The organism is Agrobacterium tumefaciens str. B6, assembly GCF_001541315.1.
Classification (GTDB): domain Bacteria; phylum Pseudomonadota; class Alphaproteobacteria; order Rhizobiales; family Rhizobiaceae; genus Agrobacterium; species Agrobacterium radiobacter.
This window is the reverse complement of sequence record NZ_LMVK01000051.1, coordinates 19228-37155: the sequence shown is the minus strand read 5'-3', so window position 1 is coordinate 37155 and position 17928 is coordinate 19228. Positions and strand designations below refer to the sequence as shown.

Sequence of the window (17928 nt, the reverse complement as noted above, 5' to 3'; positions counted from 1 at the left end):
GGGTCAAACTGCAACTTCCGAAAATCAGGCCGCCGAAGCGAGCTTGATGGAAACGATCGAATCGGGATCCTTCACCGGCTCGCCGCGCTTGACCTTATCGATGGCTTCCATGCCTTCGATGACCTGGCCCCAGACGGTGTACTGCTTGTTGAGCCACGGAGAATCCGTGAAGCAGATGAAGAACTGCGAATTGGCGGAGTTCGGGCTCTGCGAACGGGCCATGGAGCAGGTGCCGCGCACATGCGGGATGGCGGAGAATTCAGCCTTCAGGTCCGGCTTGTCGGAACCGCCCATGCCGGCGCGGGCCGGGTTGAAGCTGTCGGAACCCTTCTTGCCGAACTGCACGTCGCCGGTCTGGGCCATGAAGTCTTCGATGACGCGGTGGAACACGACGCCGTCATAAGCGCCTTCCGATACGAGTTCCTTGATGCGGGCAACGTGGCCCGGAGCAACTTCCGGCAGCAGCTGGATCACGACCTTGCCGGTCGTCGTTTCCATGATGATGGTGTTTTCCGGATCCTTGATCTCGGCCATGGTTATTCTCCTCTGTTCGGGCTCTATTGCCCTACCTTACTTTTTGCCGACGGTGACCTTGATCATCCGGTCGGGGTTGGAAACTTCGCCGTTGCCGCCGGCGCCGCGCTTGATCTTGTCAACGGCTTCCATGCCGGACACGACCTTGCCGACCACGGTATATTGCCCGTTCAGGAACGGACCATCGGCAAACATGATGAAGAACTGCGAATTGGCGGAATTCGGGTCCTGCGAGCGGGCCATGCCGACCACACCACGCGTGAACGGAACCTTGGAGAATTCGGCCGGAATATCCGGCAGGTCGGAACCGCCGGTGCCGGCGCGCTGGGCGCTGAAGCCCTTCTCCATGTTGCCATACTGCACGTCGCCGGTCTGCGCCATGAAGCCGTCGATGACGCGGTGGAAGGCGACGTTGTCATAAGCGCCCTTCTTGGCCAGCGCCTCGATCTGCGCCACGTGCTTCGGCGCAACATCGGGCATCAGCTCGATGACAACGGGACCATCCTTCAGCTGGACGGTGAGAAGTTCGGCGGCCGAAGCGAGGGTGCTGACGGCAAGCGCACCTGCAAACATGGCGCCAGCAAAGGCAAATCGAACGAGTTTCATCGGATTGGCTCCAGAATGTGAGGCTGAAGTCAGCGCTTCAGCTTGGCGTTGAGGGCTTCAAGCACGGCCTTGGGCACGAAGGCGTCGACATTGCCGCCCATGGCGGCGATCTGCCGGACCAATGTGGCTGTAATGGGTCGCGACGACGTGCCGGCGGGCAGGAACACGGTCTGAATATCAGGCGCCATCTGGCGGTTCATGCCGGCCATCTGCATTTCATAATCGAGATCTGTGCCGTCACGCAGGCCGCGCAGCAGGAGATGCGCGCCGTGCTGGCGCGCGGCGTCGACGACCAGATTATCGAAAGAAACGACTTCCATGCGCGCCGCCTGATCGGGCAGCTGTTCGGCAAGCGCCTGCTTTATCAGCGCCGCCCGCTCTTCGAAGCTGAACAGCGGCGCTTTTCCGGGATGGATGCCGACGGCAACGATGACTTTCGACGCCACATTCAGCGCCTGGATAAGCACATCCAGATGTCCGTTGGTCATCGGATCGAAAGATCCTGGATAAAAGGCAATCGTCATATCGCTCTCAGGTGGTGGGCGCGCTTCGATGCTGGGTATCATGTGCCCGCCTTTTGTCATGGAGAGGCACGCGGCGCAAGACTTTATAACCATCCCTCACAAGCCCGGCTGCGGCGTGAACCCGGGATGAATGGGCCGTTCAGTGCGGTTTCACAGCTATTTTGTTTAAATGCACAACATCGGGAAACCGAAACGCCCCTCACTCGTTAAGCATCCGGAGAATTGAAAATGCTGGCCTTCATGATCGTCCTTTCGATCATCGCATCATTCGCTGCCGAGTATCTTTTTCTCGAATGACGGCCTTAGCCAGTTTCCTGAACGCCAGATGAACGAGCCATTCAAGGAAGTTTCACAGGCGCGATGCTAATCGATTTTTACGGTTGACGCGGAACATGTTGAGACATGGCGCGTTAAGAAAGAACCAAAGGAACGGACAGATGTTTGTAAGAGAAAAACAGTCTACTTCGGCGAAAATCAGCGTCATCAGCACCGCCTGGACAGTACTGGTTATCGCAATGGTAGCAACGACGTTTAGCCTTTATGAGCAGAAGCCTGAAACCCAGGGACCGGACTACCCGCAGCTGACCGCCCGTTACCAGTATATGAATTATTACTGAGGAACGGGGAGAATTTCCCCATAACTCCCGGAGACGATATCAATGTTCACATTTCTGACGATGCTTCTGGCCCTGATCAGCGTAATGTTCGTGACATCGATGATATCAGTCGTCGCCGAGATGCGGCGGGAGGATGAGGAATTCAAGGCGACGATCCGGCGCGACCGCGCCTTCTGAGCGCGGCGAACCGACCCGACGGCCCCTTAGAAATGATTCTTTTTCAACCGCCTGGACCTTCCGGGCGGTTTTGTTTTGCCAAGCCGCCAGCCTCTCCTTCCCTCATTCCTGTGCTTGTCACGGGAAACCGGCCGATGTGGCTCTCATGCAGTGGGAGGAGTCCTTTCAGCCCAAGGACTTGAGCTGGCTTAATTCCTGTGACAAGCACAGGAATGAGGTAAGGAGAGGCAGCCGATATCGGACCATCGCCTCCATTTCGGCGCCTCCAATCACACAACCGTTTTCAAAACCCCGTTTTTCAAAGGCAAATTCCCTTCAATTTCCGTTTGGATTGATTTAAGGAACGCCGATACGTTGCGGGCCGGACAGCCGGCGACCGCGATGACGTTCCTGTGAGGTTTGCATAACGATGCTCGATTCCCTGAGAAATGCTTCTCGAACCATGGCAGCCAAGCTGCTGCTTCTCCTGCTTGTTGTTTCGTTTGGCGTCTGGGGCGTCTCCGCATCGCTTGTCACCGCCAATTCCCACGCCGTCATGACGGTGGGCGACCAGACGGTCAGCCCTGAGGAGTTCCGCCTCGCCTATCAGCGCCAGATTTCCGATCTCAGCCGCCAGTTCGGCACCCGGCTGACGACCGAACAGGCCAAGGCCTTCGGCATCGACCGTCAGGTCTTCAGCCAGCTTGCGGCCGGTGCAGCCCTTGACGAGCTGGCCTCGAAGATGAATCTCGGCCTTTCGGAAAACCGCCTCGCCAACCTCATCGCCGAAGACCCGGCCTTCAAGTCAGTCAACGGCCAGTTCGACCGTAATCTCTTCAGCGAGCGCCTGCGCAATTCCGGCTTCCGCGAGGACGACTATATCAAGGAACGCAGCAAGGTTGCCGTCCGAAGCCAGATCGTTGAAGCCGTCTCCGATGGTTTTGCCGCACCGCAGGTGCTGGTGGATGCGCTGAAGCAATATCGTAATGAACAGCGCTCGGTCGATTACGTCATTCTTTCGAACGCCGTCATTCCGCCGGTCAAGGCGCCGGGCGACGATGTGCTCACACCCTGGTTCGAAACCAACAAGACGAAATACCGCGCGCCCGAGTCCCGCAAGTTCCCCTATGTGAAGCTGGAACCGTCGGACATGGCCGACCAGGCCCCCGTCCCCGACGCCCAGATCGCTGATTATTCCACCAGCCACAAGGCCAGCTTCCGCACCGCCGGCCGCCGCACGGTGGAGCAGCTGACCTTCCCTGAAAAGGAAATGGCCGAAGCAGCCGCCGAACAGATCCGCCTCGGCAATACCACCTATGACCAGGTGGTGAAGGATCAGGGCAAGGCCGCGTCGGACGTCACGCTCGGCGAATTCACCAAGGATACCATCCCCGACCAGTCGATTGCCGATGCCGCTTTCGCCATCCAGAAGGATGGCGGCGTATCGCCGGTGGTCGAAGGTTCCTTCGGCCCGGTGCTCCTGCGCGTCACCGGCATCAAGCCGGAAACCACCCGCACGCTGGAAGAGGCGAAGGAGGATATCCGCAAGGACCTCGCCACCGCCGCCGCTGCGGAAGAAATCACCAATGTTCATGACCGTTACGAGGACCTGCGCGCCGGCGGCTCTTCGCTCGCGGATGCGGCAACGCAGCTGAACCTGAAGGCCGTCACCATCGCCGCCATCGACGCTTCCGGCCTCGATGAGAAGGGCGATGCGATTCAGGGCCTGCCCTCCCCGCAGCTCGCGCAGGAGGTCTTCAAGACCGAACCCGGCACGGAAGCCCTGCCGATCAATCTCGGCCGTGAAGGCTACATCTGGTTCGATGTCGACCAGATCATCGCCGCCCGCGACCGTACGCTTGCCGAAGTCCGCGACGATGTCGTGGCCGACTGGACGGCGGAACAGCAGCGCAACGCGCTTGCCGCCAAGGCCGAGGAACTGAAGGCGCGCGTCGAAAAGGGCGACACGCGGGAGGCCGTGGCCGGTGAGCTGAGCCTTGCCGTCGAGCAGAAATCCGGCCTGCGCCGCCCCAGCGAGGACGCGATTTTCGGCCGGCAGACCATCGCCGCCGTCTTCTCGGGCGCCGAAGGCGTGGTCGGCACTGCCGCCGATGCCGAGGGTTCCAGCCGCATCCTCTTCAAGGTCACCTCCGTCGACACCAATGCGCCTGCAGACGCGCTTGCCAATGACGACCAGCAGTTTGCCGCCATTGCCCGCGCGGCCGGCGACGACATGCTGGACCAGATGGTCAACCGCCTGCAGAATGACTATGGTGTCACCATCAATCAGGCCCTCGCCGATCAGGCGATGGTCGGCTTCTAACCCGGGGGGCGACAAGATGGCCGAACTGAAGCCGCTGATCGCCAAGGTCGCAAATGGAGAGAGCCTGAACCGCGAGGAATCGCGGGCGGCTTTCGACGTTTTGATGTCGGGCGAAGCCACGCCGTCGCAGATTGGCGGCTTCCTGATGGCGCTGCGCGTGCGCGGCGAAACGGTGGACGAAATCGTCGGCGCCGTCTCCTCCATGCGCGCCCGCATGCTGCCGGTTTCGGCTCCCGCCAATGCCATCGATATCGTCGGAACCGGCGGTGACGGCATCGGCACCTATAATATCTCGACACTCGCCTCGATCATCGTCGCCGGAACGGGCCTGCCCGTTGCCAAGCATGGCAACCGGGCGCTGAGCTCCAAATCCGGCACGGCAGACGCACTCTCCGCGCTTGGCGTGAAGCTCGATATCGGTCCTGAGCTCATCGCCCGCTGCATCAGCGAGGCGGGTCTCGGCTTCATGTTCGCGCAGCTGCACCATTCGGCCATGCGCCATGTCGGCCCCAGCCGCGTCGAACTCGGCACGCGGACGATCTTCAACCTGCTTGGCCCCCTTTCCAATCCGGCAGGCGCAAAACGCCAACTGCTCGGCGTCTTCTCGCCGCGCTGGCTGGTGCCGCTTGCCGAAGTGCTGCGCGATCTCGGTTCTGAAAGCATCTGGGTCGTGCATGGCGACGGCATGGACGAGGTGACGACCACGGGCGTTACCCATGTGGCGGCGCTGGAAGGCGGCAAGATCCGCACTTTCGACCTGACGCCGAAGGATTTCGGCGTCGAGCCCGCTTCCATGGAAGACCTGAAGGGCGGCGACGGCATTGCCAATGCAGCAGCACTGCGCGAGGTCCTGTCCGGCAAACGCAACGCCTATCGTGACGTGTCGCTGTGCAACGCGGCCGCAGCGCTGGTCATTGCCGGCAAGGCGGAAACGCTCACTGAGGCGATGGCGATCGTCAGCGAGGCGCTGGACAGCGGCAAGGCCGCAGCCGCGCTCGACCGTCTGGTTGCCGTGTCCAACGAAGAATGAGAGCGAGATCATGAGCGACATTCTCAAAAAGATCGAGACTTACAAGCGCGAGGAAATCGCCGCCGCCAAGGCGAAGGTTTCGCTGGCCGATCTGAAGGCCATGGCCGCAGACCAGAGCGCGCCCCGCGGCTTTTATAAAGCGCTGAGGGCAAAGCAGGCCGAAGGCAAGTTCGGGCTGATCGCCGAAATCAAGAAGGCGAGCCCCTCCAAGGGCCTGATCCGTCCGGATTTCGATCCGCCGGCGCTGGCCGCCGCCTATGAAGCCGGTGGCGCCGCTTGTCTGTCGGTTTTGACGGATACGCCGAGCTTTCAGGGCGCACCGGAATTCCTGACCGCCGCCCGCAATGCCTGCGCTTTGCCGGCGCTGCGCAAGGATTTCATGTTCGATACTTACCAGGTGCATGAAGCCCGTGCCTGGGGCGCGGACTGCATTCTCCTCATCATGGCGTCGCTCTCCGATGACGAGGCGAAACGCCTTGAAGACGAGGCTTTTGCGCTTGGCATGGATGTGCTGGTCGAGGTGCATGACGCCGAAGAAACCGAACGGGCGCTGAAACTCGCCTCGCCGCTTCTCGGCATCAACAACCGCAACCTGCGCACCTTCGAAGTCAGCGTCGAAACCAGCGAGAAGCTGGCGGGCCTCGTGCCGGCTGACCGGCTGCTGGTGGGCGAAAGCGGCATCTTCACCTTCGAGGACTGCCAGCGTCTGGAAAAGAGCGGCATCAGCACCTTCCTCGTCGGCGAAAGCCTGATGCGCAAGGACGATGTGACGGCGGCGACCAAAGCGCTGCTGACAGGCCAATCCGGCATTCTGGCAGCGGAATAAAGCCCCGATGAGCGAGGCAAACAGGCTCACCCATATCGATGCGAGCGGCGAAGCGCATATGGTCGATGTCGGCGACAAGGCCGAGACCATCCGCGTCGCCGTGGCCGAAGGCTTTGTGAAGATGAAGCCGGAAACGCTGGCGCTCATCCGCGACGGCAATGCCAAGAAGGGCGATGTCATCGGCACTGCCCGTCTGGCGGGCATCATGGCCGCCAAGCAGACGGCAAACCTCATTCCGCTCTGCCATCCGCTGATGCTGACCAAGGTTGCGGTCGATATTACCGAAGATACCGCCCTGCCCGGCCTGAGAGTCGAGGCCACGGTGAAACTGTCTGGCAAAACGGGCGTGGAGATGGAAGCGCTGACCGCCGTCTCCATTGCCTGCCTGACGATCTATGACATGGCGAAAGCCGCCGACAAGGCGATGGAAATCGTCAATATCCGCCTTCTCGAAAAGAGCGGCGGCAAATCCGGCGATTTCCGGCGACAGGAGACCTGAATGAAACCGCTGCTGCCCGTGGCTGAGGCCATAACACGCCTTCTGGAGGCAGCGGTTCCGGTGACCGAAAGCGAGACCCTGCCGCTTGCCGAATGTGATGGTCGCGTTCTCTCGGCCGACCTTACGGCGCGTCTCACCCAGCCGCCCTTTGATGCTTCGGCCATGGATGGCTATGCGCTGCGAAGTGCCGATGCGCTCTGTATCGGCTCGGTTCTCACCGTCATCGGCCAGGCCGCCGCCGGCCATGCTTTTACCGGCACTGTTGGTGAAGGCCAGGCCGTACGCATCTTCACCGGCGCGCCGGTGCCGCAGGGTGCGGATACGGTCCTCATTCAGGAAGATGCCGAAGTGCTGGAGAGCGGAAAGATCCGCACCGCCTTCGACGTCACCGCCGGGCGACATATCCGCCCGCGCGGGCAGGATTTTACCGAAGGCGAAACGGCGCTGAAGGCCGGGCGTGAACTTGGCTTCACCGACCTGACACTGGCGGCGGCGATGAACCATGCCGCGCTGACCGTCTATCGCAAGCCGCGCATCGCCATCCTCGCCACCGGCGATGAGTTGCTGCCGCCGGGAAGCGCCCCGCAGCCCGCCCAGATCATCGCCTCCAACACCTTCGGTGTTGCAGCCCTTGCCCGGCAGGCCGGCGCAGAGGTTCTCGACCTCGGCATCATTGCCGATGACGAGGGGTTGATCCGCGCGGCCATCGGCAAGGCCGTCGCGGCGAAGGTCGATGTGCTGGTGACGCTCGGCGGCGCCTCCGTTGGCGACCACGACCTCGTGCAGGCCGCGTTGAAGGCGGAAGGCATGCAGCTCGATTTCTGGCGCATCGCCATGCGTCCGGGGAAACCGCTGATGGTCGGCGCCATTGGCGCCATGCAGGTTCTGGGCCTGCCTGGAAACCCGGTTGCGACCCTCCTCTGCGGCCTGCTGTTCCTCGACCCCCTGGCCCGCAGCACCGCCCGCCGCGCCCCCCTGCAACGCGAAGCTACAGCCCGCACCGCCACACCGCTGAAGGCGAATGACCAACGGCAGGACTATCTGCGCGCCCGTTTCAGCACGGACGAAAACAGCATGCTGGTGGCGGAAGCCTACGCGAAGCAGGATTCATCGATGATGAAGATATTGGCCCATTCCGATGGCCTGATCGTGCGCCCGCCACATGCGCCGGCGGCAACCGCCGGGGCGGAATGCCCGGTCATAAGGCTGAAATCCTGACACGCAGTCGGTGCGGCCGAAGCTGCGGCCGGAAGCATAATTGATCCCTTCGCAAAATTTGCCGAATGGTTGCGGCGCCGTCACAAAATGGCACTGCCGCATCCCGCATGGCATGGAGCCGCAAATAAAACTGTAACGTTACTGTATCCCGACACGGATGACAGAAAACGCCGCCTATAGGCGGTGTCTCTCCCAACTCAAAAAACCTCATCTCTTTTCATCCCGGCAATATCTTTCCTTATTGTTGTGCCAAAATAAATCACACCAACCCCGTTATTGGGATTGACAGAATAAATGCGATGCTGTCACCAAGACGAATAGTAGAGATAAAAAGCTCCGGAATTCTTCAAAATGAAAATTACTTATATTTATCAATTAACTAAAATAAAAATTGGCGAAAAACGAGTTTCTGGAAACAAAAATTAGTTTCCCGTAAATTAAGCTTTCCAAAACTAGCTTCATAATAATAATCATAGTCGATAAGCAGACTCACTGGAGTTTCTTGATGAACACGGCATCCACGCCCAAAACCACGGGGCCCGACATTGCCGGGCAGATTGCCTATGCCATGCGGAGCATGGGTGTTTCGCCGATCCCGCGTAACTACAGCCTGTTTTACGAAGCCTATATCGGTTCGAACCCTGCCCTGACGAAGGATCTGGCCGCGCTCGGCAACCGGGTGACGCAGGAAGATCTGGACGAGCTGTCCTCACGCTACGGCGAAGGTAATCCCGCACGGTCGATCGACGATGCGCATGACAAGCTGCGGCGTGAACTGGAGGGTCTGCTGGGAACGCTGAGGCGCGAACAATCCTCCATCGAAAACTACAACAGGATTCTCGGCGAAACGCGCCAGCGCATCGACGACAAGAACGCCGCCAGCAGCAATATTCTGAGGAATGCAATCTCATTGCTGGCCGAAGCCACCGGCTCGAAAATCATCGACGGCGAAAAGGCGTTCAATGACGTCAATCGCCATGCCGAGGAAATGCATCAGGTGCGCCTCGAACTGGACGAATACAAGCGCATCGCCAATACCGACTCGCTGACGCGCCTCTCCAACCGGCGCGCCTTCGACGACCGGCTGGCATCGGTTTATGACAGCTCCATCGGCCTGCAATATACCACGCTGGTTCTGCTCGATATCGATCACTTCAAGCGGGTCAACGACACATTCGGCCATCCGGTCGGCGACAAGATTCTCGCCACCGTCGCCTCGGTCATCCGCGCCAATGTCCGCAAGGATGGTTTTGTCGCCAGAAGCGGCGGCGAGGAATTCGCCATCATTCTGGATGGCAACACGCCCGAAGAGGTGATGGTGACGTGCGAGCGCATCCGCCTGTCGCTGGAAAGCACGCCGTTCCGCAATTCGAGATCGGGCGCCGACTATGGCACGGTGACAATTTCCATCGGCTTCGCCTCCGCCGCACAGGCCACCAATCCGAGCGAGCTTTACGGCCATGCCGATACGGCGCTCTACCATGCCAAGGAAACCGGCCGGAACCGCTCCGTCTATTATGAGGACGGCATGCAGAAGAACTATGTCGGGAAGAACTGGCTGATTTATCGGACTTGAGGATGTTGGCGTACGCGCCACTATCTCCCCCGTCATGCCGGACTTGATCCGGCATCCAGTCACGGCGCGTCTGCGCCGTGAAAAGAGTCTCTGGCGATCAAGGACTTGATCGCGCTAGACCCCGGACCAGTCCGGGGTGACGGAGTGAGACACTCCGCTTTCGCCAATGGCGTAAGCCTTGCGAGGCTTGCCTCAGCGGCCCGACGGTCGCGTCTTTATTGCGCCTCACCACATGGTCTTCGCCGCCCGCGCCGCCCATTCGCGGTCATAGGTTTCCTGATCGAACTCCGCCTTCGCCGCCTTGAGCAGAAGACCGGGTGTCGGGAGCGCCGCCGGATCGACGAAATTATCGGGGTTCCACAGCTCGGAGCGCATCAGCGCCCGGGCGCACTGGAAATAGACTTCGTCGATCGTCACCACGATAACCGTGCGCGGATGTTTGCCATCCATCTCGAAGCTCTCCAGCAGATCGGGAGCGACGGAGACCACGGCGCGGCCGTTGATGCGCATCGTCGTGTTCGAGCCGGGGATCAGGAACATCAGCGCCACGCGCGGATCGCGCACGATGTTCAAAAGCGAATCCACGCGGTTATTGCCGCGCCAGTCCGGCAGAAGCACCGTCCTGTCATCAGCCACCCTGACCACGCCGCCCTTGTCGCCGCGCGGTGAACAGTCCATGCCCTCCGGCCCGACCGTCGCCAGCGCGAGGAACGGCGAAGTCTCGATCATCAGCCTGTATTCGGCCGTCAGCGTGGCTGTCACCTTGGCGATCGATGCCTCGCTCGTGCCGTCATAGATGGCCCTCAATTCCTCAACCGTGCGAATGATCGTCATATCCGTTCCTATCCATACGAATTCCCTTTGCCGACATCGAAAGATCGGCGCGTCCTATTCCTCTGCTGCTTCCGCCTTTTCCCGCTCGGCCCGCTCGCGCGCCGTGCGGGCGGCAACCAGATCGGCCGGCTGGGCGTTGCCGCGGATCAGCGACCGGCCGGCATAGATGCCGCCGACGACTTCCATGGCGAAACGTTCCTCGTCGCGGTCGCGGAATTCCTCCACCAGACGGGCGGCGTCTTCCCGCTCCTCGCCCATGGCGCCAAGCACTTCCTCGCTGAAATTCAGCGCCGATTCCAGCGTCCCGCGGATCTGGTAATCGACACCCGCCTTGAGCAGATCAATGGCATGGCCACGGTCGTAAGCACGGGCAAGGACCGGCACCAGCGGGAATTCGTGCTTGACGATCTCCGCGATCCTGACCGCGGCCTCCTTGTCGTCGACGCAGATGAGAACCGCGCGCGCCGTGCTGGCGCCGGCCGCATGCAGGATTTCCGCCCGCGAACCATCACCATAATAGACCTTGAAGCCGAATTCCGCCGCATCGCGCACGAACTCGGCATCCTTGTCGATGAGCGACAGCGTATAGCCCCGCGCCAGAAGCGGCTGGCTGACGATCTGGCCGAAACGCCCGAAGCCGATCAGGAGAATGCTGCCCTCGACATTCTCGGGCACGTCGAGATCGTCGGTATTGGGAACCGCCGCCGGCACCAGCCGGTCATGCAGGATGACCATCAGCGGCGTCAGCACCATGGAGATGATGATGGTCGCCGTCAGGATGGCGTTCGCCTCCCGGTCGAGAATACCAGCGCTGACGGCGGCCGAATAAAGCACGAAGGCGAATTCGCCGCCCTGCGCCATCAGTACCGCCCGTTCCAGGCTTTCGCGCCTGGTAGTGCCAAGCGCCCGCGCCACGCCATAGATCAGGAAGGCCTTGAGCAGCATGTAGGCGACGACGCTAACCAGCACGAGCTGCCAGTTGGAGGCAATGACGGCAAGATCGATGGCCATGCCGACGCCGAGGAAGAACAGCCCGAGCAGAATGCCGCGAAACGGCTCGATATCTGCCTCGAGCTGGTGACGGAAAGAGGATTCCGACAGAAGCACGCCGGCAAGGAAAGCGCCCATGGCCATCGAAAGACCGCTGACCTGCATCAGAAGCGCCGAACCGAGCACCACCAGCAGCGCCGCGGCCGTCATCACCTCACGCGCGCCGGAAGCAGCCAGCAGGCGGAAAAACGGGTTGAGAAGATAACGCCCGGCCAGGATGAGCGCGCCGACGGCGGCAAGCGCGATGCCGACGGAGACCCAGCGCTCCGACGCCGTCACATGTTCGCCGCCCGCACCGAGGAAGGCGACAAGCGCAAGCAGCGGCACGATGGCCAGATCCTCGAACAGCAGGATGGCGATGATGCGCTGGCCTTTAAGGCTCGACATGCTGTTGCGTTCCTGCAGCATCTGCATGACGATCGCCGTCGAGGTCAGCACGAAACCGGTGCCGGCGACAAAGGACATGATGACGGGAAAACCGAGGCTGACGCCCACCAGCGTCAGACCCGCCATACAGACCAGCACCTGCAAAGCACCCAGCCCGAAAATATCCTGCCGCATCGACCACAGCCGCGAGGGCTGCATTTCAAGGCCGATGATGAACAGGAACATCACCACGCCGAGTTCCGCTATATGCAGAATGGCCTGCGAATCGGAAAAGAAACCGAGACCATAAGGCCCGATCACAAGGCCGGCGGCCAGATAACCGAGCACCGAGCCGAGGCCGATGCGCTTGAAGATCGGCGCGGCGACAACGCCTGCCGCCAACAATACGACCACCTGGGCCAGATCATTTCCGTTCGCTTCTACAGCCACACGCCACCCCGCTGAAAATCAATAAGACGAGGGTGTTCCCTCCCTCACTTCCTAGCGCATCGACGGGAAAAGCGAAAACGATTTTACTGACGGACGGCGCGCAGATTCAACGGGTTATTTGCTGCCGGAACATGGTGCTTCAGATGTCCTTTGCTCCCACCCTCATTCCTGTGCTTGTCACCGGAATGAGGGAAGTAAGCGCCTACCGGAATCGCGGTTCCCTGCTCAAGCCCTCTTCGGCGAGCTGCCGTTCGTAATCGGCAAACAGCGCATCCCCTGTCTCACCCAATTCCTTCAGATATTTCCAAGTGTAGATGCCGCTATCGTGGCCATCGTCGAAAACGATGCGAACCGCATAATTGCCGGTCGCTACCATGGAACGGATGGCGACATTGCGTTTGCCGGGCACCGTGACCTTTTGTCCCGGCCCGTGGCCCTGCACTTCCGCCGAGGGCGAAAGCACGCGCAGCATCTCGGCGCCAAGCCGGTAAACGCTTCCATCATCAAAGGAAACAGTCAATTCGCGCCGGTCTTTCGACACAAGCAGCTCGGTCGGCCAGGCATCACTCATTTTTCACTTCCGCAAGCTCGTCACATGCGTCAGAATTACGGACTTGCCTCACGATAGGCAAGCCACTACATCACCTAATAGAGCACACATCAGGCGTGTGTGCCCGGCGCAAGGCGCAATGAGGATGGAGACGTGAACAGTTTCCCCGGCTCGCTTGAAAAAGCGAAAACCCTGACGGAAAACAGCACACCGATGGTGGACCCTTTCGGCCGCGCCATCACCTATCTACGCGTTTCCGTGACCGACCGCTGTGATTTCCGCTGCACCTATTGCATGTCCGAGCACATGACCTTCCTGCCGAAGAAGGACCTTCTGACGCTCGAAGAACTCGACCGCCTCTGTTCCGTCTTCATCGCGCGCGGCGTGCGCAAGCTGAGGCTGACTGGCGGCGAGCCGCTGGTGCGCAAGAACATCATGTCGCTGGTGAGGAACCTCGGCCGACATGTGCAAACAGGCGCGCTCGACGAACTGACGCTGACCACCAACGGCTCGCAGCTTGCGAAATTCGCCGCCGAACTCGCCGATTGCGGCGTGCGCCGCATCAATGTCTCGCTCGATACGCTCGACCGCGATAAATTCCGCCATATCACCCGCTGGGGCGATATCGACCGGGTGATGGAAGGGTTGGATGCGGCCCAGGCCGCGGGCATCAAGGTCAAGCTCAACGCCGTGGCGCTTAAGGACTTCAACGACGCCGAGATTCCCGATCTGATGCGTTTCGCCCATGGCCGCGGCATGGACCTGACTGTCATCGAAACCATGCCGATGGGCGAGATCGAGGAAGATCGCACTGACCGCTACCTGCCGCTTTCGCAGCTGCGCGCCGATCTCGAAAAGAGCTTCACGCTCATCGACAGCGATTACCAGACCGGCGGCCCCGCCCGTTACGTGACGGTGAAGGAAACTGGCGGCCGGATGGGCTTCATCACCCCGATGACGCATAATTTCTGCGAAAGCTGCAATCGCGTGCGCCTCACCTGCACCGGCACGCTTTATATGTGTCTCGGCCAGGACGACGCCGCCGATCTGCGCACGGCGCTGCGCGCCTCCGACAGCGACGTCTATCTCTCGAGCGCTATCGATGAAGCCCTGCTGCGCAAGCCGAAGGGGCATGATTTCATCATCGACCGGACCCATAACCGGCCCGCCGTCTCCCGCCACATGAGCGTGACCGGCGGCTGAGCCTCTTTCTCGTCCACCCGCCCATATAAGCGGTTGAAATACCGGCTGTGCCGTGCCACGTCTCTTTGCATGGAGGAATGCGTGGTTGCGCCGGAACGGCGGCTCCAGATCGCCCGCAAGGGCGGACGGAGTAAACCGCGCATGGTCTGGGATATTTGGGAATGGCATTGACGGACAATACGCGCGGCGCACTTTTCATGGCGCTCGCAATGGCAAGCTTCACGGCCAATGATGCGCTGACGAAGTCCGTCACTCCCTATATCAACACCGGCCAGATCATGTTCGTGCGCGGCATCATGACCGTGGTGCTGATCTATATCGCCGCACGCCATTTCGGCGCGCTCCGGCCGCTCAAAACCCTGCTGCGGCCCATCATCATCCTGCGCTGTCTCTGCGAGGTGACAGCCGCCGTGCTTTATCTGACGGCGCTCGGCCTCATCGAATTCTCCAACGCCTCGGCCATATTGCAATCCCTGCCGCTGGTGGTGACGCTGGGGGCTGCCCTTTTCCTGCGCGAACCCGTGGGCTGGCGGCGCTGGGCGGCCATCATCACCGGTTTCATCGGCGTGCTGATCATCATTCGCCCGGGCCCTGAAGGCTTCACGCCGGGGGCGCTGCTCGTCGTCGCATCGCTTGCGGTCACCGCCGCGCGTGACCTGCTGACCCGGAAGATGTATGCGGATGTGCCCTCACTCGCCATCACTGTCATCACCGCTTTCGTCAACATGGCCGTGGGCGGCCTGTTGATCGTGCCCTTCGGCGGCTGGCAGCCGATGAATTTCATGATTCTCTCGCATCTCGCCGGTTCCGCCATCCTGGTGCTGGTGGGCTATCAGGCGATCATTCTCGCGATGAGATCAGGCGAAATCTCCTTTGTCGCGCCATTCCGTTACACCAGCCTGCTCTGGGGTTTCATGATCGGCGTGTTCTTCTTCAACGAGAAAATCGACAGCTACACCATCGCAGGCGCCATGATCGTCATCGGTTCGGGCCTCTATACCTTCTATCGCGAAAGCCTGCGCAAGCGTTCGCAGATGGCCAAGCGCTCGGCTGCGACACCCACCGCCGCAACCACGGTGCGGCCGGCTTCCGTTACGAAAACTACCGTAACGGAAGAAGCGGGAGAATGAGATGAACAGCGGCCGTTTTCTCGACAGGACCACCCCGCCCCACATCATCACGCTAGTCGTCATCGCCGGCGTCGCAGCGCTTTGCATGAACGTGTTCCTGCCCTCGCTTGCGGCCATGGCGCTTTATTTCGAGACCGATTATGCCGTGATGCAATTTGCCGTTTCGGGCTATCTTGCCGCCACCGCCTGCCTGCAGCTCGTCATCGGCCCGCTCTCCGATCTCTTCGGACGCCGGCCGGTGATGCTCGTCAGCATCGCCATCATGATCGTCGCAACGCTCGTCTGCATGCTCGCACCCAACATCACCGTTTTCATGATCGGGCGCGTCGCGCAGGCGGCCGTCGTTTCCGGCTTCGTGCTGGCGCGCGCCATCGTGCGTGACATGGTGCCAATGGAACAGGCGGCCTCGATGATCGGCTACGTGACCATGGGCATGTCCGTGGTGCCGATGGTGGGGCCGACGGTTGGCGGGCTGCTCAACGACATCTCCGGCTGGCAGTCGAGCTTCGCCCTCCTCTGCCTGCTCGGCATCTGCATTCTGGTGCTCGCCTGGTTCGATCTCGGAGAAACCAACCACAACAAATCGGCGAGTTTTTCCCAGCAGTTTCACGCCTGGCCGGAGCTGCTGCGCTCGCCGCTCTTCTGGGGTTATGCGCTGACCTCGACCTTCTCATCGGGCATGTTCTTTTCCTTCCTCGGCGGCGCGCCCTTCGTCGGCAGCGTGCTTTACGGGCTTGCGCCGGCCATGCTCGGCCTGCAATTCTTCTTCATGGCCAGCGGCTATATGCTCGGCAACTTCATTTCCGGCCGTTATGCCAGCGAAATCGGCATCACCCGCATGATGCTGTCGGGCAATGTCATCGCCATTGCGGGCATCGTCACGACCATGGTGCTGATCTCGGCCGGGGCGGAAAGCGCCTATGCGTTTTTCGTGCCGCTTGCCCTGATCGGCGTCGGCAACGGCGTGACGCTGCCGAGCGCCAATGCCGGCATGGTCAGCGTCCAGCCGCATCTGGCAGGCTCCGCCTCCGGTCTCGGCGGCGCCATGACCATCGGCGGCGGCGCGGCATTGTCGGTGCTCGCCTCCTCGGTCCTGTCCAAAGAGGATGGAACCTGGCCGCTTCTTCTCGTGATGCTGGCGACCGGCCTTGTCGCCCTCCTCACCACCTATATCGTAAGGCTGCAGGAAAAGCGGGAATGACGGCCCCTTTTGAAATACCCGGTCTCGTGCTCGCCGGCGGGCTTTCGCGGCGCATGGGCAGCAACAAGGCGATGGTGCAGCTGGGCGATCGCCCCCTCATTTCTCATGTCATCAGCCGCATCACGCCGCAGGTCTCGGATGTCACCATTAATGCCGCCATCAGCGGCAATAACGGCTGGGCGGAGAGTTTAGGCCTGCCGATGCTGCCTGATACGCTGAACGGCCATGCCGGCCCTCTCGCGGGCGTTCTGGCAGGCATGCGCCACTTCCGCAATCGCGAGACCGCCGGCAGTCATTTTCTTACCGCGCCGGCCGACAGCCCATTTTTTCCTGACGACCTTGTGGCGCGCCTTTGCGAGCACGTGTCAGATCATGCGATCGTCATCGCCGCCTCCAGCGGCCAGCTTCACCCGGTTTTTGCGCTGTGGCCGGTGGCCCTCGCCGATGATCTCGAGGCGTGGCTGAAGAACGATGCGAACCGGCGCATCCGCGCCTATCTTGCCCGGCATGTCACCATCGGCGTGGCTTTCCCGCCGCTGGAAACGGCAAAGGGCAGCCTCGATCCGTTCTTCAACATCAACACGCCGGATGAACTGGCGCTGGCGCGAAGCTATCTGGAGAGCATGGAACCATGACGGTACAAAAGGTCTTTGGCATCGCCGGCTGGAAGAACTCGGGAAAAACCGGCCTTGCGGTGCGCATCGTCACCGAACTGACGGCGCGCGGCTACCGCGTCTCCACCATCAAGCACGCCCATCATGATTTCGATATCGACAAGGTCGGCGCGGATAGCTGGCGTCACCGGCAGGCTGGCGCGCACGAGGTTACCATCGTTTCCGGCACCCGTTTCGCCATCATGCATGAACTGCGCGGCGAACCGGAACCCTCCTTCGAGGATATTCTCTCCCGCCTCGCCCCCTGCGATCTGGTGCTGATCGAAGGTTACAAATATGAGCCGGTGCCGAAGATCGAGGCGCGCCGGCTGGAGGCCGCCAAGACCGAACCGCTTGCGCCGCTCGATCCGCATATCGTCGCGATTGCCGCCGATCATGAGGTGGCAGACGCCACCCTTCCCGTCTTCGATCTCGACGATACCGCCACGCTCGCAGACTTCCTCGGGAAGACGGTTGGGCTGGTCAGGGGCTAGACACGTAGCGGATCGACGTGACTTGGGCTGCATCCCCACATCCGTCATACCGGCCTTGAGCCGGTATCCAGCCAGCTCAAGTCCTTGG

General features: G+C 61.0%; 19 protein-coding genes. 13 read left to right on the top strand and 6 right to left on the bottom strand.

Annotated features, from left to right (window positions below; genetic code table 11):
* Nucleotides 1-24: 24 nt before the first annotated feature.
* Genes ASB65_RS25085 through coaD form a run of 3 tightly spaced genes read right to left on the bottom strand, consistent with a single transcriptional unit; the run spans nt 25 to nt 1664 of the window.
* Entirely contained in the window at nt 25-534 is a 510-nt protein-coding gene (locus ASB65_RS25085; protein ID WP_003503025.1) for a peptidylprolyl isomerase, read from the bottom strand.
* 36 nt (nt 535-570) lie between these two features.
* Nucleotides 571-1140: a peptidylprolyl isomerase gene (locus tag ASB65_RS25080; RefSeq protein ID WP_060725741.1), complete on the bottom strand. Its 570-nt coding sequence runs from the start codon at nt 1138-1140 to the stop codon at nt 571-573.
* 29 nt (nt 1141-1169) lie between these two features.
* Complete coding sequence (gene coaD / locus ASB65_RS25075; protein WP_060725740.1) at nt 1170-1664, bottom strand: pantetheine-phosphate adenylyltransferase; 495 nt, start codon at nt 1662-1664, stop codon at nt 1170-1172.
* Between the two features lie 437 nt (nt 1665-2101).
* Here coaD and ASB65_RS25070 point away from each other — a divergent pair, with 437 nt between their 5' ends.
* The 8 genes from ASB65_RS25070 (at nt 2102) to ASB65_RS25040 (ending at nt 9909) form a co-directional block, all read left to right on the top strand.
* Entirely contained in the window at nt 2102-2281 is a 180-nt protein-coding gene (locus ASB65_RS25070) for a hypothetical protein (RefSeq protein WP_003503030.1), read from the top strand.
* A gap of 42 nt (nt 2282-2323) precedes the next feature.
* Nucleotides 2324-2458, top strand: a complete 135-nt coding sequence (locus ASB65_RS29135) for a hypothetical protein (protein WP_003503032.1) — start codon at nt 2324-2326, stop codon at nt 2456-2458.
* Between the two features lie 409 nt (nt 2459-2867).
* Nucleotides 2868-4760 carry a peptidylprolyl isomerase gene (locus ASB65_RS25065; protein WP_081088471.1) on the top strand — a complete coding sequence of 631 codons (1893 nt, stop codon included), beginning with the start codon at nt 2868-2870 and terminating at the stop codon, nt 4758-4760.
* A gap of 16 nt (nt 4761-4776) precedes the next feature.
* A complete protein-coding gene (gene trpD, locus ASB65_RS25060; protein ID WP_003503036.1) occupies nt 4777-5790 on the top strand; it encodes an anthranilate phosphoribosyltransferase in 1014 nt (337 codons plus the stop codon).
* A gap of 10 nt (nt 5791-5800) precedes the next feature.
* On the top strand, nt 5801-6616 hold the full coding sequence (gene trpC / locus ASB65_RS25055) for an indole-3-glycerol phosphate synthase TrpC (protein ID WP_060725738.1): 816 nt from the start codon (nt 5801-5803) through the stop codon (nt 6614-6616).
* Nucleotides 6617-6623: 7 nt separating this feature from the next.
* A complete protein-coding gene (moaC, locus tag ASB65_RS25050) occupies nt 6624-7115 on the top strand; it encodes a cyclic pyranopterin monophosphate synthase MoaC (protein ID WP_060725737.1) in 492 nt (163 codons plus the stop codon).
* Complete coding sequence (gene glp, locus ASB65_RS25045; RefSeq protein WP_060725736.1) at nt 7116-8333, top strand: gephyrin-like molybdotransferase Glp; 1218 nt, start codon at nt 7116-7118, stop codon at nt 8331-8333.
* 505 nt (nt 8334-8838) lie between these two features.
* Nucleotides 8839-9909 (top strand): GGDEF domain-containing protein, encoded by a 1071-nt coding sequence (locus ASB65_RS25040; protein ID WP_003509694.1) that lies wholly within the window; start codon nt 8839-8841, stop codon nt 9907-9909.
* A gap of 225 nt (nt 9910-10134) precedes the next feature.
* Here the strand turns inward: ASB65_RS25040 and ASB65_RS25035 are convergent, their stop codons facing one another.
* From ASB65_RS25035 to ASB65_RS25025, 3 genes are all read right to left on the bottom strand, one after another.
* Complete coding sequence (locus ASB65_RS25035; RefSeq protein WP_060725735.1) at nt 10135-10743, bottom strand: pyridoxamine 5'-phosphate oxidase family protein; 609 nt, start codon at nt 10741-10743, stop codon at nt 10135-10137.
* Nucleotides 10744-10797: 54 nt separating this feature from the next.
* Complete coding sequence (locus tag ASB65_RS25030; RefSeq protein ID WP_060725734.1) at nt 10798-12609, bottom strand: monovalent cation:proton antiporter-2 (CPA2) family protein; 1812 nt, start codon at nt 12607-12609, stop codon at nt 10798-10800.
* Nucleotides 12610-12811: 202 nt separating this feature from the next.
* Complete coding sequence (locus ASB65_RS25025; protein ID WP_060725733.1) at nt 12812-13180, bottom strand: gamma-butyrobetaine hydroxylase-like domain-containing protein; 369 nt, start codon at nt 13178-13180, stop codon at nt 12812-12814.
* A 132-nt stretch (nt 13181-13312) separates the two neighbouring features.
* Here ASB65_RS25025 and moaA point away from each other — a divergent pair, with 132 nt between their 5' ends.
* From moaA to mobB, 5 genes are all read left to right on the top strand, one after another.
* Complete coding sequence (moaA, locus tag ASB65_RS25020; protein WP_060725732.1) at nt 13313-14362, top strand: GTP 3',8-cyclase MoaA; 1050 nt, start codon at nt 13313-13315, stop codon at nt 14360-14362.
* Nucleotides 14363-14523: 161 nt separating this feature from the next.
* Entirely contained in the window at nt 14524-15492 is a 969-nt protein-coding gene (locus ASB65_RS25015) for a DMT family transporter (protein WP_060725731.1), read from the top strand.
* A 1-nt stretch (nt 15493) separates the two neighbouring features.
* Nucleotides 15494-16693 (top strand): multidrug effflux MFS transporter, encoded by a 1200-nt coding sequence (locus ASB65_RS25010; protein ID WP_060725730.1) that lies wholly within the window; start codon nt 15494-15496, stop codon nt 16691-16693.
* Nucleotides 16690-17328 carry a molybdenum cofactor guanylyltransferase MobA gene (mobA, locus tag ASB65_RS25005; RefSeq protein ID WP_060725729.1) on the top strand — a complete coding sequence of 213 codons (639 nt, stop codon included), beginning with the start codon at nt 16690-16692 and terminating at the stop codon, nt 17326-17328. Before ASB65_RS25010 ends, mobA begins: the two co-directional genes overlap by 4 nt.
* Complete coding sequence (gene mobB, locus ASB65_RS25000; RefSeq protein ID WP_060725728.1) at nt 17325-17840, top strand: molybdopterin-guanine dinucleotide biosynthesis protein B; 516 nt, start codon at nt 17325-17327, stop codon at nt 17838-17840. The genes mobA and mobB overlap by 4 nt, the downstream gene beginning before the upstream one ends.
* Nucleotides 17841-17928: the final 88 nt, after the last annotated feature.